The 21,840-nt window shown below is 54.7% G+C and carries 18 protein-coding genes; 9 read left to right on the forward strand and 9 right to left on the reverse strand.

Annotated elements, in window-relative coordinates:
* The first annotated feature begins 45 nt into the window (after positions 1-45).
* On the forward strand, positions 46-1,197 hold the full coding sequence (gene argE / locus EHO01S_RS17660; RefSeq protein ID WP_035370734.1) for an acetylornithine deacetylase: 1,152 nt from the start codon (positions 46-48) through the stop codon (positions 1,195-1,197).
* 234 nt (positions 1,198-1,431) lie between these two features.
* The gene (gene ppc / locus EHO01S_RS14950; protein ID WP_024524727.1) at positions 1,432-4,065 is read left to right on the forward strand and encodes a phosphoenolpyruvate carboxylase; all 2,634 of its coding nucleotides are present in this window, start codon (positions 1,432-1,434) and stop codon (positions 4,063-4,065) included.
* 81 nt (positions 4,066-4,146) lie between these two features.
* Here the strand turns inward: ppc and metF are convergent, their stop codons facing one another.
* Complete coding sequence (gene metF, locus EHO01S_RS14955) at positions 4,147-5,037, reverse strand: methylenetetrahydrofolate reductase (protein ID WP_024524728.1); 891 nt, start codon at positions 5,035-5,037, stop codon at positions 4,147-4,149.
* 326 nt (positions 5,038-5,363) lie between these two features.
* Positions 5,364-5,585, reverse strand: coding sequence for a hypothetical protein (locus EHO01S_RS19180; protein ID WP_174375473.1), 222 nt, complete (start codon positions 5,583-5,585; stop codon positions 5,364-5,366).
* Positions 5,586-6,040: 455 nt separating this feature from the next.
* Between EHO01S_RS19180 and EHO01S_RS14960 the strand changes: the two genes are divergently transcribed.
* Complete coding sequence (locus tag EHO01S_RS14960) at positions 6,041-7,276, forward strand: MFS transporter (protein WP_024524729.1); 1,236 nt, start codon at positions 6,041-6,043, stop codon at positions 7,274-7,276.
* Positions 7,277-7,319: 43 nt separating this feature from the next.
* Here the strand turns inward: EHO01S_RS14960 and dtd are convergent, their stop codons facing one another.
* The 4 genes from dtd to typA form a co-directional block, all read right to left on the reverse strand.
* Entirely contained in the window at positions 7,320-7,757 is a 438-nt protein-coding gene (gene dtd, locus EHO01S_RS14965; protein WP_024524730.1) for a D-aminoacyl-tRNA deacylase, read from the reverse strand.
* A gap of 15 nt (positions 7,758-7,772) precedes the next feature.
* Positions 7,773-8,651: a virulence factor BrkB family protein gene (locus EHO01S_RS14970; protein ID WP_024524731.1), complete on the reverse strand. Its 879-nt coding sequence runs from the start codon at positions 8,649-8,651 to the stop codon at positions 7,773-7,775.
* A 114-nt stretch (positions 8,652-8,765) separates the two neighbouring features.
* Complete coding sequence (gene yihX / locus EHO01S_RS14975) at positions 8,766-9,356, reverse strand: glucose-1-phosphatase (RefSeq protein ID WP_024524732.1); 591 nt, start codon at positions 9,354-9,356, stop codon at positions 8,766-8,768.
* Positions 9,357-9,567: 211 nt separating this feature from the next.
* A complete protein-coding gene (gene typA / locus EHO01S_RS14980; protein WP_024524733.1) occupies positions 9,568-11,388 on the reverse strand; it encodes a ribosome-dependent GTPase TypA in 1,821 nt (606 codons plus the stop codon).
* 370 nt (positions 11,389-11,758) lie between these two features.
* Here typA and glnA point away from each other — a divergent pair, with 370 nt between their 5' ends.
* The 5 genes from glnA (at position 11,759) to EHO01S_RS15005 (ending at position 18,036) form a co-directional block, all read left to right on the forward strand.
* Positions 11,759-13,168 (forward strand): glutamate--ammonia ligase, encoded by a 1,410-nt coding sequence (glnA, locus tag EHO01S_RS14985; protein WP_024524734.1) that lies wholly within the window; start codon positions 11,759-11,761, stop codon positions 13,166-13,168.
* Between the two features lie 227 nt (positions 13,169-13,395).
* Entirely contained in the window at positions 13,396-14,463 is a 1,068-nt protein-coding gene (gene glnL, locus EHO01S_RS14990; RefSeq protein ID WP_024524735.1) for a nitrogen regulation protein NR(II), read from the forward strand.
* Between the two features lie 30 nt (positions 14,464-14,493).
* Complete coding sequence (gene glnG / locus EHO01S_RS14995; RefSeq protein WP_024524736.1) at positions 14,494-15,918, forward strand: nitrogen regulation protein NR(I); 1,425 nt, start codon at positions 14,494-14,496, stop codon at positions 15,916-15,918.
* A 116-nt stretch (positions 15,919-16,034) separates the two neighbouring features.
* A complete protein-coding gene (locus tag EHO01S_RS18940; protein ID WP_148707565.1) occupies positions 16,035-16,157 on the forward strand; it encodes a YshB family small membrane protein in 123 nt (40 codons plus the stop codon).
* 220 nt (positions 16,158-16,377) lie between these two features.
* Positions 16,378-18,036: a putative transporter gene (locus tag EHO01S_RS15005; RefSeq protein ID WP_024524737.1), complete on the forward strand. Its 1,659-nt coding sequence runs from the start codon at positions 16,378-16,380 to the stop codon at positions 18,034-18,036.
* Positions 18,037-18,119: 83 nt separating this feature from the next.
* Here the strand turns inward: EHO01S_RS15005 and hemN are convergent, their stop codons facing one another.
* Positions 18,120-19,493: an oxygen-independent coproporphyrinogen III oxidase gene (hemN, locus tag EHO01S_RS15010; RefSeq protein WP_024524738.1), complete on the reverse strand. Its 1,374-nt coding sequence runs from the start codon at positions 19,491-19,493 to the stop codon at positions 18,120-18,122.
* A 186-nt stretch (positions 19,494-19,679) separates the two neighbouring features.
* Positions 19,680-20,204: a Der GTPase-activating protein YihI gene (gene yihI, locus EHO01S_RS15015; protein WP_024524739.1), complete on the reverse strand. Its 525-nt coding sequence runs from the start codon at positions 20,202-20,204 to the stop codon at positions 19,680-19,682.
* Positions 20,205-20,812: 608 nt separating this feature from the next.
* Here yihI and yihA point away from each other — a divergent pair.
* Positions 20,813-21,460 carry a ribosome biogenesis GTP-binding protein YihA/YsxC gene (gene yihA, locus EHO01S_RS15025; RefSeq protein WP_024524740.1) on the forward strand — a complete coding sequence of 216 codons (648 nt, stop codon included), beginning with the start codon at positions 20,813-20,815 and terminating at the stop codon, positions 21,458-21,460.
* A gap of 222 nt (positions 21,461-21,682) precedes the next feature.
* On the opposite strand, the gene spfP is transcribed toward yihA, so the two are convergent.
* On the reverse strand, positions 21,683-21,730 hold the full coding sequence (spfP, locus tag EHO01S_RS19465) for a small protein SpfP (RefSeq protein WP_071892919.1): 48 nt from the start codon (positions 21,728-21,730) through the stop codon (positions 21,683-21,685).
* Between the last annotated feature and the right edge of the window lie 110 nt (positions 21,731-21,840).

Here is a 21,840-nt window from a genome sequence, read left to right on the forward strand (position 1 = left end):
TAACTGCATGAATATTGATACTATCCAACGCGGAGGCTGTCAACATTGAATACGCAATTACCCTCATTTATCGAGCTATACCGCGCGCTTATCGCCACACCATCCATCAGCGCCAACGATGCGGCACTGGATCAGAGTAATGAACGGTTAATCAATCTATTGGCTGGTTGGTTATACGATCTCGGGTGTCGGGTCGAAGTGCAACCCGTTCCAGGAACACGAAAAAAATTCAATCTGCTGGCGAGTTATGGTCAAGGGCCAGATGGGCTAATGCTCGCAGGACATACGGACACGGTTCCCTTCGATGAAGGACGCTGGACACGCGATCCCTTCATCCTCTGCGAACAGGACAACAAGTTATATGGTCTCGGCACCGCCGACATGAAGGGCTTTTTCGCCTTTATTATCGATACATTGCGAGACATAGACCTGCATAAGTTGACAAAGCCTCTGTATATTCTGGCGACAGCGGACGAGGAGACCTCAATGGCCGGGGCACGCTATTTCGCGGCAAACACCGCGCTGCGCCCCGCCTGCTGCATCATCGGCGAGCCGACCTCCCTCAAACCGATCCGGGCGCATAAAGGCCACCTCTCAGAGGCTATCCGCATCACGGGTCAATCCGGCCACTCTAGTGATCCAGCGCGCGGTATCAACGCCATTGAGCTTATGCACGACACTATCGGCCACCTCTTAACCCTGCGCCACACACTGCAACAGCGTTACCATAATCCAGCGTTTAACATCCCCTATCCAACGATAAACCTGGGGCATATCCACGGCGGTGACGCCGCTAACCGCATCTGCGCCTGTTGCGAACTACATCTGGATATGCGCCCACTGCCAGGAATGACGCTTAACGACCTCAATGCATTACTGACTCAGGCGTTAGATCCTATCGCCCGTCAATGGCCTGGTCGGTTACGCATCGAATCGTTACATCCACCGATCCCCGGGTACGAGTGTCCGCGCCATGCCCCGTTAGTACAAACAATAGAGAAACTGCTGGGTGAGCGTGCCGAAGTGGTCAACTATTGTACCGAAGCACCGTTTCTACAGGAGATCTGTCCGACCCTCGTGCTCGGTCCAGGCTCTATCGAGCAGGCGCATCAACCGGATGAGTACCTGGCGACCGATTTTATTTTGCCAACCCGAACATTGTTGACCCAATTGATTCACCATTTTTGTCGGCCCTAAATGGGCCGTTAACTGCGTGTGCAACCGATGACGCAGCAACATTTGCAATGCAACTGTTATCAAATAGACCCATTCAGGTCATGCTGTAATTAAATTTCAGTTAACATCGCTAAATGACGCATTTGGGCAAGAATTTGTGTCAATTGACGCAGAAGACGGAACGTGGCTTTATAAAGAGACACTCTACAATTTCCGGGTGAAAGAAATTTACGTCTTGGGAGGGGCAGTGGTTCTATGAATGAGCAATATTCAGCAATGCGTGGCAATGTCAGTATGTTGGGCAAACTGCTGGGCGATACCATCAAAGACGCGCTAGGCGAACAAATCCTAGATCGCGTCGAAACCATCCGCAGGCTGTCCAAGTCGTCACGCGCTGGCAATGAAGCCAGTCGTCAGGCGTTGCTGAACACACTGCAAAACCTGTCCAACGATGAGCTACTACCGGTGGCTCGTGCCTTCAGCCAGTTCCTTAATCTGGCTAACGTGGCGGAGCAATACCATCGTATCTCTCCGCATGGCGAGGCCGCTAGCAACCCCGATGCCCTCTCTCAGTTATTCACCCGGTTGAAGAAGAAAAACCTGGATGAGAACCAGATCCGTCAGGCCGTCGACAACCTCTCTATTGAGCTGGTATTGACCGCACATCCGACCGAGATCACCCGCCGCACCTTGATCCATAAACTGGTCGAGGTCAACACCTGCCTCAGCCAACTTGACCACGACGATCTGGCCGATTACGAACGTCATCAAATCATGCGTCGCCTACGCCAACTGGTTGCGCAGTCCTGGCACACCGACGAGATTCGGAAGAACCGTCCGACCCCGATCGATGAAGCGAAGTGGGGCTATGCTGTCGTCGAAAATAGTCTGTGGGAAGGGGTACCCGCCTTCCTTCGCGAATTCAACGAGCAGTTAGAAAAAGCGCTCGGTTACCAATTGCCAGTCGAGGCCGTACCGGTACGCTTTACCGCCTGGATGGGCGGCGACCGTGACGGTAACCCCAACGTCACCGCCGAGGTGACGCGCCGCGCCCTGTTGCTCAGCCGCTGGAAAGCCACCGAACTCTTCCTACGTGACGTTCAAGTGCTGGTATCAGAGCTATCCATGACAGTCTGTACTCCAGAGTTACGAGTTCTGGCTGGCGAGGAGGCTCAAGAGCCTTACCGCGAGGTATTGAAACGCCTGCGCCGCCAGTTAGTCGATACCCAAACCTATCTCGATGCCCGTCTACGCGGCGAACGCCCGCCTCGTCCGCATGACCTGCTGGTTAATAACGATCAGCTATGGCAACCACTACATACCTGCTACCGCTCACTCATCGCCTGCGGGATGGGGATCATCGCCAATGGACAGCTGCTGGACACCCTGCGCCGAGTGCATTGCTTCGGTGTCCCACTGGTGCGTATCGATATCCGCCAAGAGAGTACGCGTCACACCGAGGCTATCGCCGAACTGACACGTTACCTGGGGCTGGGCGACTATGAAACTTGGTCAGAGGCAGACAAGCAAGCGTTCTTGCTGCGTGAGCTAAACGCCAAACGCCCACTGGTTCCGCGCCACTGGACGCCATCACCGGAGACTAAAGAGGTCTTCGATACCTGCCAGGTGATCGCCGAGGCACCAGCCGGGGCCATCGCAGCCTACGTCATCTCCATGGCACGTACACCTTCGGATGTTTTGGCGGTACACCTACTGCTGAAAGAAGCCGGCTGCCCCTTCAACCTCCCAGTGGCACCGCTATTTGAAACCCTCGATGATCTAAACAATGCCGAGGCGGTAATGAGCCAATTGCTCAGCATCGACTGGTATCGCGGTTTCATCCAGGGCAAGCAGATGGTGATGATCGGTTATTCCGACTCCGCCAAAGATGCCGGGGTGATGGCGGCATCCTGGGCTCAATACCGCGCACAAGAAGCACTGGTTCGTGTCTGCGACCAGGCGGGGATCGCCCTAACCCTGTTCCATGGCCGTGGCGGCTCTATCGGCCGCGGCGGTGCGCCAGCGCATGATGCCCTGCTCTCTCAGCCTCCGGGTAGCCTGAAAGGTGGCCTGCGCGTCACCGAGCAGGGAGAGATGATCCGCTTTAAGCTCGGTTTGCCCGAGATCGCCGTCAGCAGCCTGACCCTATATACCAGCGCCATTCTGGAGGCCAATCTGCTACCACCACCAGCCCCGAAACAGGCCTGGCGCGACATTATGGACGAGCTTTCTCAAACCTCCTGTGCGCTCTACCGTCGCTATGTGCGCGAGAATCCCGACTTCGTCCCCTATTTCCGCTCGGCGACACCAGAGCTGGAACTGGGCAAGTTACCCTTGGGCTCCCGCCCAGCCAAACGCCGTCCCACCGGGGGCGTCGAAAGCCTGCGCGCCATTCCCTGGATCTTCGCCTGGACACAGAATCGCCTGATGCTACCGGCCTGGCTGGGTGCCGGCGCCGCGCTGACGGAGGCGATGGAGCACGGAAAACGCGACACGCTAGAAAGCATGTACCGCGACTGGCCTTTCTTCACTACCCGTATCGACATGCTGGAGATGGTGTTCGCCAAATCTGATCTGTGGCTGGCGGAGTACTATGACCAACGGCTGGTCGACCCGGCATTGTGGCCGCTGGGCACCGATCTCCGTCAACAGGTACAACGCGACATCCAAGCAGTGCTGGCCATTGCCAACACCGACCATCTGATGGCTGATCTGCCTTGGGCCGCCGAGTCCATCGCCCTACGTAACGTCTATACCGATCCACTCAACGTCTTGCAAGCCGAGCTACTGCATCGCTCACGCCAACAGGAGACGCCAGACGCTAACGTTGAACAAGCGCTGATGGTCACCATCGCTGGGGTTGCCGCCGGGATGCGTAACACCGGCTAGTATAGGCCGAAGATCACGGCACGAAAAAGCCCGCTTAGGCGGGCTTTTTGCTAACAACACGTCGTACGATTCTGCTATCCCTCAGGCTTGCGGTCGTACACCCAGAGTATGGCAGATGGCATAGCTCAACTCCGCACGGTTTAAGGTGTAGAAATGGAAATCCTTTACCCCCTCGCGGCACAACAGCTTGACCATATCCATGGCGATATTGGCCCCGACCAGCTTGCGCGTCTCCGCATCATCATCCAATCCATCGAACATCGCCCTCATCCATTGCGGCACACGCACATTGGTCAGTGCAGCGAAACGCTGAAGCTGCCCAAAGTTTGAGACTGGCAGGATCCCCGGCACGATCTCGGCCTCGATCCCCGCCGCCGCGCAGCGATCGCGAAAGCGCAGGTAACTTTCCACATCGAAGAAAAACTGAGTGATCGCCCGGTTAGCCCCCGCATCAATCTTACGCTTAAGATTTAAGAGGTCGGCCTGAGCGCTCTTCGCCTCTGGATGCACCTCGGGATACGCGGCGACGGAGATATCGAAATCCGCCACGTCGCGTAACAACGCGACCAGATCACTGGCGTACATCTCAGGGCGCCCCGCCCCCGCAGCCAGATCGCCACGCAGCGCCACGATGTGGCGGATACCGCTTTGCCAATAGTCACGGGCGATGGTGCGCAACGCCTCGCGGCTGGCATCGACGCAAGTCAGATGGGGAGCAGCCTCTAAGCCGGTACGCTCCTTGATGCCCTTAATCACCGAGTGAGTACGATCGCGTTCACCGGAATTTGCGCCATAGGTCACCGAGATAAACGCGGGCTTCAGGGTGCTGAGTCGATCGATGGATTGCCAGAGTGTCTGTTCCATCTCCGCCGTACGGGGGGGGAAAAACTCAAAGGAAACCTGGATCCTACCCTGCAACTCGGCCAGGCTCTGGTTTAGCGCATCATGCTGGCTTGCGTGAAAAAAACTCATCCCGATCATCCTTATGCTCTATGCCCTGTGCGCTCCACCGCACGCCCCGAACTAAACATCTATACGTTTAGACGTCTAAATAGAAGTTGCCGTAAGTCGATGGATTCGTCAACCGCAAAATGCATTTTACTGATGAAGAAATGACAAGGAGGGATGAGAGATATTCAAGCAGACCCCGCCAATCGCGCTCTCGCAGGATGTGAGAACGGCGGGTATTCATCAACAATCGCTGCGAGGCCAACGGTGCAACGTCTTTACACTCTCAACCAACAGCCACGCCAAGGCGGGTGAATCGCCGAGTTGTGGCACCATGACACGAATACCGATCACCTCTTTTGCAACGTCGAGCCTGCGGCTCCGTCAGCACAGGAAGAAAGGTGCGATAAAATGCCGCGTCCATCGCTGCTAAGTGCGAGCACCTGCGAGGCCTGGTTAGCATCCTGTTGTCTCTCTAACTCCAGCAGACTATTCACTAAGAAACCGACAGCCGAGGAGAGCGATGCAGGACTAAACTGGCCAAACTGTTGGAGAAAATTCGCCGTAGCCACGAAGGGGACATCATGCTCGACGACTAATACCGGGAATGCCGCGATCTGCCGCTGGGTATAACAGACTAACGCGTGTCTGGAGTGTTACGTATCTTCACCCTGACTATGGTCCGTCAGCGTGGAGCGGTCGACGATGTCACTCTCCAGACGTTTCTCACCGCCACCTCCTCGACATTATTTTATGCCTGGCACAAAAGGTGATGAGCAACTATACCAATCATGTGGCTCACACGCCGCTGGATGCTCGCCTGCAATCCGTTGTCTGGCAAAAACGAACGACCTGACACGCCGCCCATCGGGTTTACCCGCGCTAGGTGTCTATGCACTGACTTTCTAACGCACAAACGGCTGTTGCCAAGCTCGCTCACTGACGGCAGAATAACCAGCCCTGCCAGCCGCTATTTCACAGGCGATCCCGCTAGGGCTGACTGCTTTTCCTTTTAGCGACCAAGACTATGCAACAAAACCGTTCTTCCCCTATGCGTCGCCTCGGCCGACGCGCGTTACTCTTTCCACTCTGTCTGGTGTTATACGAGTTCGCAACTTATATCGGAAACGATATGATCCAACCTGGCATGCTCTCGGTGGTGCAAACGTTTGGCGTCGACGACAGTTGGGTTCCCACGTCCATGACGGCCTACCTCGCCGGTGGCATGTTTTTACAATGGCTGCTTGGCCCACTCTCCGACCGTATTGGTCGGCGCCCGGTAATGCTGACAGGTGCTCTCTACTTCGCGGTCACCTGTCTGGCCATCCTGCTCACCCGCAGTATCGAACAATTTACTCTGCTGCGTTTTCTGCAAGGAATCAGCCTGTGTTTCATCGGCGCCGTCGGTTACGCCGCGATCCAAGAGTCCTTCGAAGAGGCGGTGTGCATAAAAATCACCGCCCTGATGGCCAACGTCGCGCTGATCGCACCGTTACTCGGTCCGTTAGCTGGCGCTGCTTGGGTACATATCCTGCCCTGGGAAAGCATGTTTATCCTGTTCGCCGTCCTGGCGTTGATCGCCTTTATCGGGCTGTATAAAGCGATGCCGGAAACCGCCACCCGCCGAGGTGAAAAGCTGTCGTTGTCCGCCCTCGGTCATGACTACGCGTTGGTACTGAAAAATAGTCGCTTCCTCTGTGGTGCCCTGGCGTGTGGCTTCGCTAGCCTACCGTTACTGACCTGGATAGCCCAATCACCGGTCATTATCATCAGCGGTGAAGGATTAAGCAGTTATGACTATGGCCTACTACAGGTGCCGATCTTCGGCATGCTGATTTTAGGTAACTTTACCCTGGCACGCCTGAGCGGACGCCGCCCAGTACGCCGCCTGATCCAGATCGGCGCCTGGCCACTGGTCGGCGGGCTGGGCATCGCCGCCATCGCCACCCTCTATAGCACCCATGCCTATCTGTGGATGACGATGGGACTGAGCCTATACGCGTTCGGAATTGGCCTGGCCAACGCGGGGCTGTATCGCCTCACACTCTTCTCCAGCGAGATGAGTAAAGGAACGGTCTCCGCGGCCATGGGCATGATCAGTATGTTGATCTACACACTGGGTATTGAGGTGGGAAAACACGCCTGGCTGCTAAACGGTAACGGTGCCTTTAATCTGTTCAATCTACTCAGCGGCCTACTGTGGTTGTGGTTAGTAGCACGAATGCTGCGCGACAAGCAGGTCGGCATACAGACTGATCAATAACCCACCTCGGCGGCGCACAAAACGGCACCGCCGGGGTAAATGGCTAGACTTGTAACCAGAAGGTGACCGGCCCGTCGTTAAGCAGCTCCACCTGCATGTCGGCGGCGAAGCGCCCGGTCTCCGTCGCCACACCACTGGCACGGCAGCAGGCCGTAAAATAGTCGTATAACCGCTCAGCCTCATCCGGTGCCGCACCGCGGGAAAAACTGGGACGCATTCCCTTTTGCGTGTCGGCCGCCAAAGTAAACTGGGAGACGACCAAGACACTGCCGCCGGCCTGCTGCACGTTGAGATTCATCTTATCGTTCTCATCACTGAAGATGCGATACCCCAACACCTTATCAGACAGACGCTTCGCCTTGTGTTGATCGTCATCTTTCTCCACACCCAACAATACCAGCAACCCCGCACCGATCTCGCCGATAATCTGCTGATCCACCGTCACGCTAGCCCGAGTCACTCGCTGAATTAACGCAATCATTGTTCCTACGACTCCTTACTCATGATGGGATTTTAACGCCTGCTGCAACCCACTCGCTTGCTGGCGATGGGTACGGAAATCGCCGATAGCCACGGTGATCTCCGCACCGAGTAAGACGATACACCAACTCCAATATACCCAGACGAACAACATCGGGATCACCGCCAACACGCCATAAATCAACTGATATGATGGAAAGGTAGTGATATATAACGCAAAAGCTTTCTTCCCTAGCTCAAATAGACCACCGGCCACCAACGCGCCGATCAGCGCGTCGCGCTGCGGTACCCGTTGTGTTGGAACGATGCAATACAACAGCCAAAAACTAACGCATGACAACAGCAAGGGGAACAAACGCAACAGCTGATCCACCAGAGAATAGACTCGGCTATCGGCTAACCAACGCAATGACAATAAATAGGTACTGATGCCCATACTGGCACCGACGAGCAGCGGTCCGAGGGTGAGGATCATCCAATAGACCGCAAACGAATAGATGATGGCGCGCTTACGTTCACTGCGCCAAATATGGTTTAATGCCCCGTCCACCGATGAGATCAGCAGCAGGGCGGTGACGATCAGACCGATGATCCCCAGAGCGGTCATCTTGCTCGAATTCGCAACAAACTGCTCCAGATAAGATTGCACCACATCGCCCGCCGCCGGCACAAAGTTGGTAAAAATAAAATGCTTAAGCTGGTCGGAAACACTAGCGAACATCGGAAAAGCAGTGAATAGGGAGAAAACCACCGTCACCAACGGCACCAGTGAGAGTAGCGAGACATAGGCCAACGACCCCGCCACCATGGTCATACGATCCTCATCTACCCGCCGCCACAATATCCGGGCAAAGCAGAACCCACCTTTCATGCGTTTTAAGGAAAAGGGCGTCATAGCCACTCCTATCAGTCATACCCGTTTTACACGGGTCAATCCTTCCTGCCGCCGCAACGGAAAAAAGTCATCATACCGAAAAACCGATGTGCCTCTTCCAAAGATACGCCGCGGCTAGCCAGCAAAGTAGGCCGGAATGACCTGCCGATCGTCCACCTGAATCGCACGGATACCCAGCGCTTGCGCCGCCGCGATATTATCGTGATTATCATCGAAGAATACCGTCTGCGCAGCCGCTACCCGCTCCTGAGCGAGAACATAGCGGTAAATTTCAGCCTCTGGCTTACGCATACCCAAGTCCTGCGACAAATACAACCGATCACAGGCAGCCGCTACCTGCGGATAATGTTTGGGCCAGAAATGCGTATGCAGTCGATTCGTGTTAGAGAGTACAACCACCCGCTCTCCCTGAGCTCGCAACTGCTGCATGATAGCGATCACCTCTGGACGAAGCGCGACAAAGATCGCCTGCCAGCCCAGCGTGAACTGCGCAAAACTGAGCGAGATGCCCATCTCCGCGCACAGGCGTCGGGCAAAAGTTTCATCGTCGATCTCGCCCCGTTCATGCTGGTGAAAAGTCTCCCCCATCGAAAAACGCTTGCTCAGGGTTGCCAGCGGCGCCCCGCTGTAACGACTCCAGACCCCCAGTACCCGTTGGAAGTCGATATCGACAATCACGTTACCCAAATCAAAGATATACAACATGTGCAGCTCCCGATTTCAGCTTATTGGCGTGAGAGTCTCCACTGTAAACGGAAAAGCGGTGAGCGAACAGACGAGGAGGGAGAAAAGCAGATGGTAGCGCCAGGAAAGGGCCCCCTCTCCGACCTAGTACCGAGCGACGCTGATTGCACGCCACCATAAAAAAGGGACACCAACACGGTGCCCCTTTTTCTCAAACCATCAGGCGAGACGATTAGTCACGCGGACCGCGGTTAGCACGACGGCGATCGTTCTCGGTCAGGTGACGTTTACGCAGACGCACGGAGTGCGGCGTTACTTCAACCAGTTCGTCATCATCGATGAATTCCAGTGCCTGCTCCAGGGTCATTTTCACCGGCGGTGACAGGGTAGTCGCTTCATCGGTACCAGAGGCACGCATGTTGGTCAGCTTCTTACCGGTCAGACAGTTAACGGTCAAATCATTTGAGCGGCTATGAATACCGATAATCTGGCCTTCATATACTTCCGCGCCATGACCGAGGAACAGTTTACCGCGATCCTGCAAGCTATACAGCGCATAGGCAACGGCTTTACCTTGACCGTTGGAGATCAGAACGCCGTTCTGACGCTGGCCGATTTCACCGGGACGCACATCGTCGTAATGACTGAAGGTGGAATACAGCAGACCGGTACCGGAAGTCATGGTCATGAAATCGGTACGGAAGCCGATCAGGCCACGACTCGGGATGATGTAATCCAGGCGTACACGGCCCTTACCATCTGGAGACATATCACGGATTTCACCTTTACGGATACCCAGAGCCTCCATCACAGAGCCCTGATGCTGCTCTTCGATATCCAGCGTAACCTGCTCAAACGGCTCCTGCATGCGGCCATCGATCTCGCGATAGATAACCTTCGGACGGGATACGGCCAATTCATAGCCTTCGCGACGCATGTTCTCGATCAGTACGGACAAATGCAGTTCGCCACGACCAGAAACGCGGAATGCATCGGGGTCCGGCGTCTCTTCCACACGCAGCGCCACGTTATGCACTAACTCCTTCTGCAAACGCTCCAGGATCTGACGGGAGGTTACAAACTTCCCTTCTTTACCACAGAACGGCGAGGTGTTAACGCAGAAGTACATACTCACCGTCGGTTCATCGACAGTCAGCGCCGGCAACGCTTCAACATTGTTCGGATCGCACAGGGTATCAGAGATGTTCAGATCACCTAGACCAGTAACCGCAACGATGTCGCCCGCTTCAGCCACATCGGTCTCAATGCGCTGCAAACCCAGATGCCCCAGAACCTGGCCGATCTTACCGTTACGACGCTTACCTTCGCTGTCGATAATAGTGATCTGCTGGTTCGGTTTCACCTTACCGCGTTTGATGCGACCGATGCCGATAACCCCAACGTAGTTGTTGTAGTCCAACTGGGAGATCTGCATCTGGAACGGCCCGTCTAGATCGACGTCCGGCGCAGCTACATGCTCGACGATAGCCTCAAACAACGGAGTCATATCCTCGGCCATATCGGCGTGATCCAGACCAGCGATCCCTTGCAGGGCGGAAGCGTAGACGATCGGGAAGTCCAACTGCTCGTCAGTAGCACCCAAGTTAACGAACAGATCGAAGACCTGATCGACGACCCAGTCCGGACGCGCGCCCGGACGGTCAACCTTGTTGATGACCACGATCGGCTTCAACCCGTTGGCGAACGCCTTCTGGGTAACGAAGCGAGTCTGCGGCATCGGGCCATCCATTGCGTCGACCAGCAGCAGAACCGAGTCAACCATTGACATCACACGCTCTACCTCGCCGCCGAAGTCGGCGTGCCCCGGGGTATCTACGATGTTGATGCGATAGCCATTCCAATTAATGGCGGTGTTTTTAGCGAGGATGGTAATCCCACGCTCTTTCTCCAAATCGTTGGAGTCCATTACGCGCTCAGTCGCGTCGTTACGTTCACCCAGAGTCCCGGATTGTTGCAACAGTTTGTCGACCAGGGTGGTTTTCCCATGGTCAACGTGCGCAATAATGGCGATGTTACGCAGATTTTCGATCACAGCTTTGCCTCAGGCATTAGAAATAGCGCGCTATTGTACACGTATTAAGCGAGGGACTAAACAGGATCACAAGCTTCTCGCAGAAACAATGCTGCGAATGGCGGTTTGTGATCCTATTCACGATGCTAAATGGCGCGGGAATAAACAGCTTGCACCAAGATTGTGCGCTTGCTGAAGTGTTTTGCACCGTTATGGAGCGCAATGTTCCATCGGTAGCGCCTGACACAACGTCAGAGTGAGGTAATTATGCGCCATCCGGGCAAATTGTAAAGTTGGCACGTTTCTAGCTAATACTATGTCACGATGGCGAAAACCACTTTCTATCATCCGTGATCCGTTGCACGGCGACCAAAGAAACCGGGAGTAGAGTATGTCCGCTGAACATATCTTAGCGATGCTGAATGAGCACGAAGTTAAATTTGTCGATCTGCGCTTTACCGACACCAAGGGTAAAGAGCAGCACGTCACGATTCCGGCTCATCAGGTAAACGCCGACTTCTTCGAAGAAGGTAAAATGTTTGACGGCTCCTCTATTGGCGGCTGGAAAGGCATCAATGAATCCGACATGGTGTTGATGCCGGACGCAACCACGGCGGTACTCGATCCGTTCTACGAAGAACCAACCCTGATTATCCGCTGCGACATCCTGGAACCGGGTACCATGCAAGGATATGATCGCGATCCGCGCTCGATCTCCAAGCGTGCCGAAGATTTCCTACGTGCCTCAGGCATCGCCGATACTGTACTGTTCGGGCCGGAACCGGAATTCTTCCTGTTCGACGATATCCGCTTCGGCAGCAGCATCCGCGGCAGCCATGTTGCCATCGATGACATCGAAGGCGCCTGGAACTCCGCCACCCAATATGAAGGCGGCAACAAGGGCCACCGTCCGGCGGTCAAGGGCGGCTACTTCCCAGTTCCGCCGGTTGACTCCTCACAGGACATCCGCTCCACCATGTGTCTGACCATGGAAGAGATGGGCTTGGTAGTCGAGGCGCACCACCATGAAGTTGCCACTGCTGGACAGAACGAAGTGGCAACCCGCTTCAATACCATGACCAAGAAGGCCGACGAAATCCAGATCTACAAGTATGTGGTGCATAACGTCGCCCACGCCTTCGGTAAGACTGCGACTTTCATGCCGAAACCGATGTTCGGTGATAATGGTTCCGGTATGCATTGCCATATGTCCCTGGCCAAGAACGGCAGTAACCTGTTTGCTGGCGACAAATACGGCGGTCTGTCCGAGACAGCGCTGTACTACATCGGTGGGGTGATCAAACACGCTAAGGCCATCAACGCTCTGGCCAATCCGACCACTAACTCCTACAAACGCTTGGTACCGGGTTATGAGGCTCCGGTCATGCTGGCCTACTCGGCGCGTAACCGCTCAGCCTCCATCCGTATCCCGGTCGTCGCCTCACCAAAAGCCCGTCGCATCGAGGTACGCTTCCCGGATCCGGCCGCTAACCCCTACCTGTGCTTCGCCGCTCTATTAATGGCCGGTCTCGACGGCATCATCAACAAGATCCATCCGGGCGATGCCATGGATAAAAACCTGTACGATTTACCGCCGGAAGAAGCCAAAGAGATCCCCACCGTAGCCGGTTCGCTAGATGAGGCCCTGGCGGCCCTGGATAGCGACCGCGAGTTCCTGACCCGTGGTGGTGTCTTCACCGATGACGCCATCGATGCCTACATTGCATTACGCCAGGAAGAAATGGATCGCGTACGCATGACGCCGCACCCGGTTGAGTTTGAACTGTACTACAGCGTATAAGCGACGAGCGCGCCGTTGCCTGGCACTGCACCGGGCATCGGTCAGACAAGCTACACAGTACATCTCTGTTTTTGTTGCCGTGGAAACTTTCAGCCCATCTTCGGATGGGTTTTTTTCGCCATGCATCACAGGCAGACGAGGAAAAAATAGCTCGACTCCCCTTCAGCGACAAAAGCATGTTACAGTGCAAAAATCATATTGCACCAAAATAGTGCAGGAGTACGCCCATGGCCGACCCGATCACCGCGCCACAGCGCGAGCAGCCCGATGCAGGGCAATTGCTGAATGCCTTGATGACCTGCGTGTTAGTGTTGGATGACGAGTTGGTCATCCGCTACGCCAACCCGGCAGCACAGCAGTTGCTGGCGCAAAGCCCGCGTAAATTGTTCGGTACACCGCTACCGGATCTATTGAGCTACCTGTCGTTAGACATCAGCATGATGCAAGCCAGTCTCCACAGCGGACAAGGATTTACCGACAACGAGGTCATGCTAGTGGTCGACAGCCAGCCCCATGTCATGGCATTGACGGCCCAACCGCTACAAGAAGGTTTGATGATGCTCGAATTGGCTACCTTGGATAGCCAACGCCGCTTGAGCCAGGAGCAGTTACAGCATGCCCAGCAAGTCGCGGCCCGTGATCTGGTGCGCGGGCTCGCCCATGAAATAAAAAACCCGCTCGGCGGCCTACGTGGCGCGGCCCAGTTGCTGGCGCGGGCTTTGCCTGACCCGGCGCTGACCGAATATACCCAGGTGATCATCGAGCAGGCCGACCGCCTACGTAATCTGGTCGATCGCCTCTTGGGGCCACAACGCCCAGGGCAACGCGTCACAGAGAATATCCATCAGGTGGTCGAACGGGTCTGCCAGTTAGTCTCCCTAGAATGTCCCGCGAGTGTAACTCTGCTGCGCGACTATGATCCCAGTCTGCCGGAGCTTAACCACGACGCAGAGCAGATAGAACAAGTACTATTGAACATCACCCGTAATGCCTTACAGGCACTGGGAGAAAACGGCGGCACCATTACCCTGCGAACGCGCACGGCGCTCCAGATCCCCCTGCATGGCGAGCGCTATCGTCTAGCGGCACGCATTGATATTGAGGACGACGGGCCGGGGATCCCCGCCCAGCTACAAGATACGCTGTTTTACCCGATGGTCAGCGGCCGTAGTGGGGGAACCGGACTTGGCCTGTCTATTGCACGTAACCTGATCGATCAACATCAAGGCAAGATTGAATTTAACAGTTGGCCAGGCCATACCGAATTTTCGGTATTTTTGCCGATTCGCAAATAGCCTCCGCCCCTAACGCAACAGGTGGTCACTATGACAACGCAACCAGGTCTCGTTTGGATCGTCGACGATGACAGTGCCATCCGCTGGGTATTAGAGCGCGCGCTGACTGGCGCCGGTCTCTGCTGTACCACATTCGACAACGGTCAAGCAGTACTGACGGCGCTTAGCAGCCAAACGCCAGACGTTCTCCTCTCCGACATTCGAATGCCCGGAATGGATGGGCTGGCGCTGCTCCAACAGATCAAACAGCGCCATCCGCTGCTACCGGTCATCATTATGACCGCCCACTCCGATCTCGACGCGGCGGTCAGCGCCTATCAGCAGGGCGCCTTCGATTATCTCCCTAAGCCCTTTGATATCGATGAAGCCGTCGCCTTAGTCGAACGGGCGATTAGCCACTATCAAGAACAGCAACAGCCCTCGCGTCAAACGCCGGCAGGCGATCCCAGCACCGACATCATCGGAGAGGCTGCCGCGATGCAGGATGTGTTCCGCATCATCGGCCGACTGTCACGCTCCTCTATCAGCGTATTGATCAACGGTGAATCGGGGACCGGTAAAGAGTTAGTCGCTCACGCCCTACATCGCCATAGTCCTCGCGCCCAAGCGCCGTTTATCGCCTTGAATATGGCGGCTATTCCACGCGATCTGATCGAGTCTGAGCTATTCGGCCACGAAAAAGGGGCTTTCACCGGAGCCAACCAGATTCGTCAGGGACGCTTCGAGCAAGCGGATGGCGGCACCCTGTTTCTCGATGAGATCGGCGACATGCCGTTGGATGTCCAGACTCGCCTACTGCGCGTATTAGCCGATGGCCAGTTTTACCGCATTGGCGGCTATGCGCCAGTCAAGGTCGACGTACGCATCATCGCCGCGACCCACCAGCATCTGGAAGTACGGGTTCAGGAGGGGAAGTTCCGCGAAGATCTGTTTCACCGCCTTAACGTCATTCGCATTCACCTGCCACCGCTACGCGAGCGGCGTGAGGATATTCCCCGTCTGGCGCGTCACTTCCTTAAAGTCGCCGCGCGCGAGTTAGGGGTTGAGGCCAAGGTATTAAGCCCGGAGGCCGAGGCGGCATTAACTCGCCAGCCCTGGCCGGGAAACGTACGTCAATTAGAAAATACCTGCCGTTGGCTAACGGTGATGGCTGCCGGCCAAGAGGTTCTCGTCCAAGATCTACCTAACGAACGCCTTACCGAACCGAATGACAATGTATCCAGTGCAACGCATCCTCCCGCAAGCTGGCCATTGCTACTGCGCCAGTGGGCGCAGCAAGCCTTGCAGAATGGACAACAGGATCTCCTGGCCGAGACGCTACCTGAATTGGAGCGCACCCTACTGACCTGTGCCCTGCAACATACCCAAGGACACAAGCAGGAGGCAGCGAGGTTGTTAGGCTGGGGACGAAATACCCTGACTCGCAAACTGAAAGAATTAGGTATGGACGAATAAATAACGTGCTGACCCGCGGTTAAAAACGCCACGCACCGCACAAAAAAACGCCAAACACGATCTTTACACGTCCGGCGCGACGCGTATGATCGACTGCATTTTCAGGGGGAATGATGATGATAGACTCACTGTACACCATGCTGTCTCACGGCGTCGAGCTAAGCTCCGTCGGCGGTTCCTCTTCACACGCCGCCGTCGCCGCCGTCTTGTGCGCCGCGCTGTTTCACCTACTGGGTTAACCGATACCATCACACGCGCTGGCGGATGCGCCGCAGAGGCCGCGTCAGCACGAATATCTGCTAGGATAGCCAATACATGCCATAGGGTTATGTGTCAGGTGACACATAACCCTATGCGATGTTCTGTGAGAATAGAGCAGGTAATTTTTCCTTGCTTCCTCATACGGTTATACAATCGTATCTATTTATAGCGGATCTTCTTACTATCAAGGATGTGTCCATGAGTGATATCGCTCTAACGGTCAGTATGCTATCGCTGGTCGCCGTGCTTGGGTTATGGATCGGCAACTGGCGGATTTATGGTGTCGGCCTCGGGATCGGCGGGGTGTTGTTCGGTGGCATCATCGTCGGCCATTTTGCGCAAAGTTATCAATTAATCCTCAACAACGACATGTTGCATTTCATCCAGGAGTTTGGCCTGATCCTGTTTGTCTACAGCATTGGCATCCAGGTCGGACCGGGATTCTTCTCATCACTACGCGTCTCGGGTCTGCGTCTCAACGCCTTCGCCGTCTTAATGGTGGCGATTAGCGGCTTGATCACCGCAGCCATCTATAAACTGTTCGATGTCCCCCTGCCCATCATCCTTGGAATCTTCTCTGGCGCGGTCACCAATACCCCCGCCCTGGGTGCAGGACAACAGATCCTGACGGATTTAGGATCGGCGTCCGAGCAGATCAATCTGATGGGGATGGGGTATGCCATGGCCTACCCCTTCGGAATTTGTGGGATCCTGTTAGTTATGTGGTTGGTGCGCTTACTATTCCGCATCAACGTCGACGCCGAAGCGCGCGACTTCGATTCGCGTAATGGCCATCATCATGAGATGCTACAAACCATGAATATCATGGTCCGTAACCCAAACTTGGATGGTTTGTCGATTCAAGAAGTACCGATCCTCAATAGTGATACCATTGTCTGTTCACGTCTCAAGCGTGGCGATCTACTCATGGTACCGTTGCCGACTACCGAGATAGCTATCGGCGATCTACTCCATCTGGTGGGACAGAAATCGGAGCTGGAAAACGCCCGACTGGTGATCGGCGAGCAGGTCGATACATCGTTGTCAACGCGCGGCACCGAGCTACAAGTCAGTCGCGTCGTCGTGACTAACGAGAAAGTCTTAGGCAAGAAGATCCGCGACCTTAACCTAAAGCAAAAATACGATGTGGTAATTTCACGCCTCAACCGCGCAGGCGTCGAATTAGTGGCCAGCAACAACGCCACCCTTCAGTTTGGCGATATCCTGAATCTGGTCGGGCGCCCTCAATCGATCGATGCCGTCGCGGCCATCGTCGGTAACGCGCAACAAAAACTGCAACAGGTACAAATGCTACCGGTTTTTATTGGCGTTGGGCTGGGAGTATTGTTGGGCTCGATTCCGTTATTTATTCCCGGATTTCCCGCAGCACTCAAACTAGGGCTGGCCGGAGGACCGTTAGTCGTCGCCCTAATTCTTGGTCGTATTGGCAGTATCGGTAAGCTGTACTGGTTTATGCCGCCCAGTGCCAACCTGGCGCTACGCGAACTGGGGATCGTTCTTTTTCTGGCGGTAGTCGGACTAAAATCAGGGGGAAACTTCATCGATACACTGCTCAACGGCGAGGGGGTCACCTGGATTGGCTATGGTATCCTGATCACCGCTATTCCGCTGATCACGGCCGCTATCATGGCGCGCCTACTGATCAAGATGAACTACCTGACACTTTGCGGTATGTTGGCTGGCGCTATGACCGATCCCCCAGCCCTGGCTTTCGCCAATGGTCTGCATGCCACCAGCGGGGCAGCGGCGCTCTCCTATGCCACGGTCTATCCCTTGGCGATGTTCCTGCGCATCATGTCTCCCCAGTTGCTGGCGTTGTTGTTCTGGAGCGTCTAATAACGCCTATCCTGTGGCGGCGAACCATAAACCAAACAGCCCCGCATTGCGGGGCTGTTTGGTATCCGGCGGTGATACGACGCTTAAATCACGCGAGAAAACTGCTGCATACGTGCCTGACGGCGCAAGTAAACATCAAAACACATGCAGATATTACGGATTAATAGCCGCCCTCGCGGCGTCACTGTGATAGCCTGCTCCCCTAACACCACCAGCCCATCCTGAACCAACGGGCGCAACAGCACCAAATCCTCAACGAAGTAGTCCACGAAGCGAATACCGTAACGCTGCTCAATGGCGGCGTAATCGAGGCGGAAATTGCAAATCAGCCCCTTGATCACGTCGCGTCGGATACAGTCATCTTGGCTCATGGCCAACCCACGCCACAATGCGCTGCCTCGTGCCTCAACCGCGGCGTAATACTCCTTCAATACCTTCAGATTCTGCGAATAACTATCGCCGATCATACTAATCGCCGACACGCCCAACCCCAGCAAATCGCTATCCCCCTGGGTGGTATAGCCTTGGAAGTTGCGGTGCAACTTACCGGCACGCTGCGCTACCGCCAGTTCATCATCCTGATGGGCAAAGTGATCCATCCCGATAAACTGGTAACCCACCCCCGTCAAAGTGGCGATGCTCTGTTGCAGGATTGCCAGCTTATGATCGGCGCTGGGCAGATCGGCATCCTTAATTTTACGCTGGGCGGCAAAGAGCTTCGGCATATGCGCGTAGTTGAAGATACTTAAACGATCGGGATTCAGCTCGATCACCTTTTGCAGTGTAAAGGCGAAACTTTCCGGCGTCTGACGTGGTAGACCATAAATCAGATCGATGTTGGTCGAGGTAAAACCGATCTCCCGCGCGTGACGCAACAGAGCAAAGATAAACGCCTCATCCTGCTCGCGATTCACCAGCTGTTGTACAGTCTTGTTAAAGTCCTGTACCCCCATGCTGAGACGATTAAACCCTTCATGACGTAGATGATCGAGGACGTCCAGCTCTATCTCACGTGGGTCGATCTCAATGGAGATCTCGGCTTGCGGCGCAAAATTAAAGTGTGTACGCAACAGGGTCATCAGACGGCTAATCTGCGCCTTGTCGAGATAGGTCGGTGTTCCACCGCCCCAATGCAACTGGCTGACGGTACGTCCGGCAAACAACGGTGCGCGCGCGGCAATTTCTAACGCCAGTTTATCCAGGTACTCGTCCGCTTTATGCGTCTGGCGAGTGACGATCTTATTGCAGCCACAGAAATAACATAGCTTGTGACAAAAAGGGATATGGACGTAGAGGGAGAGCGCGCGCTCGGGATAACGATCCACCGCGCGCAGGAAAGCCGCTTCATCAAAGCCTTCATTAAACTCCAGTGCGGTGGGGTATGAGGTATAGCGTGGCCCGGAATAGTTATATTTTTGGATCAGGGCCAGATCCCAGACGATAGTCTGTTCCGACATGGGTGCTCACTCCTTATTCTGTTTTCTCCTGCCGGCACGCAGTGGAGAAGCCGGAGGCCGACCGTAACGCATGGCGGCTCGTTGCCAGCGCGTTTTGCGCTGCGACAGCCGCCATAGTTTAGCCAATAACCACAGGAGATAACATGTAAGCAGCGAGGCTATGACCAGAATCAACGCCATTCGGCATCAGATCGCATCTTTTGGGCTACCGCGACGCAGCAGCTGCATGATGTCCTCAGACTCCTCTTCCTCTTCATCATCTTCCAGTTCAATGCCTAACTCTTCCATCAGGGCATCAATGCGATCCAGCATCTCATCCACGTAACGCTGCTCCTCGCTGTTCAGTGTCGCGCCCTCTTCCAAACGCTCCAGCAAGGCATCCAGACGTGGATCGTTTTCCAAACGTGCCAGCTCCTCTTCCGGCGTCAACACGGTCTTCACCTCTGGTTGAACCACAGCCTGCACTCGACTTTTCGCCACGCTAGGCTCGACCAGCAACGCAACGGGCTTCTTGCTACCGATACGTGGATCGCGTTCGGTGCGCATACCGCCTTTGCTACCCTGAGCGTTATGCTCATTATTCCGTGCCCCCGGCTTATGGCCGCGGCGCTTCTTCTGGCGTTTACGCTCACGTCCCTCCAGATCTAACTCCTGGCGGGTCTTACGTACTTTTTTGCCTTTAACGGCCTTGGATTTATTCACCGGACTCATAACTTATACTCTTGGTCAGAGATGTCGAAAACTGCGGCGAAATCTATCAGAAAGGCCGCAAAGAAAAAAGGCGACAGCCTAAACTGTCGCCTTAATTCTATACCTTCTGCAGAAGGATATTGACCCTCATCGTCCCTAACGGCAAACAACGTCCCGGTTTATCCCTTTGCCTGGTACATCCTTACTCTCTTCCCTGTGACCGACGTCCTGTCTGCCAAGCCCTATCCTAATGACTGCATCCTACATCGCCGCGCGTTATCCTTACGCGATCGGTATCGCCATCCTGGCGCCGAATTCCCTATCACGGCATCCCTAACCTGTAATTACTCTATCTCATTGGCGGCAAACGACAATATGATCAGCCCGGACTTTATGGATGATATAAATCACACAATCAATGTAATTGATTGAATATTAATAATTAAACAATCAACACCTTACAGCAAGAAGCGACTTTTTCGGCTAACGCTATGGCCGATCGCTTACATTACGCTGCGCCTGCCGCTTACAGCGGCCTGACCAAACAGGAAACGGATTTACGCGCCCTTGTGCGCCTTTACGGTTATAATTCACGCCATTATTCCGCCAGCAACAGGGAGACGACCAGCTTGGCCCGTCAAACTTATAACTACCATGTGACGCATTTCGTCACCAGTGCCCCGGATATTCGCCACCTACCCGCGGATATCGGTATCGAAGTCGCGTTTGCCGGGCGTTCCAACGCCGGGAAATCCAGCGCATTGAATACCCTCACTAATCAGAAGAGCCTGGCACGTACCAGTAAGACACCAGGACGCACCCAACTCATCAACCTGTTCGAGGTCGATGATGGCGTACGACTGGTCGATCTACCGGGATACGGTTACGCCGAAGTACCGGAAGAGATGAAACGCAAATGGCAACGCGCGTTGGGTGAATACCTACAACAGCGTCAATGTCTGAAGGGATTAGTGGTGTTGATGGATATCCGTCACCCGCTAAAGGATCTCGATCAGCAGATGATCGCTTGGGCGGTCGAGGCCGGACTACCGGTGCTATTGTTGCTCACCAAAGCGGATAAATTAGCCTCCGGTGCCCGTAAGGCGCAGTTGAATCTGGTGCGCGAAGCCGTCTTGCCATTTATGGGGGATATTCAAGTCGAAGCCTTCTCCTCGTTGAAAAGATTCGGCGTCGATAAACTTCGTGACAAGCTGGATACCTGGTTCAGCGAAATCGCACCACAACAGGACGAAGACACCGACAGTCGCGGTGAATAGTCCGTCAGAATAACGCTATCTAAACCCAGCCGCGCAAGCGGCTTTTTTTGTAATTTTTCTACGTAATAATGCCGAGCAGGCGCGGCAAGGACGTATCAAACGCGATACACAGGAACAAAGACGAACAAGGATTACCAACGTCCCAACGAATAGGCCAGGCGAGTAGGTAAGACATGAGACAAAAAAAACGCCCCAGTCATTTATGACTGGGGCGGCTAATAATCAGCCAAATCCGATTACGTGAAGTAAAAGGTCTGAAAGATAGAACATCTTACCTCTGTACCCTACGTCAGTAACTGTACAACATTTTAGAGGGCACGCAAACTTTTTTGTTGTTTAGTTACAAAATAGCCACCATTAACGCCGCTATTTTGCGCATT

The organism is Edwardsiella hoshinae NBRC 105699 = ATCC 33379 (genome assembly GCF_000474215.1).
Classification (GTDB): Bacteria; Pseudomonadota; Gammaproteobacteria; order Enterobacterales; family Enterobacteriaceae; genus Edwardsiella; species Edwardsiella hoshinae.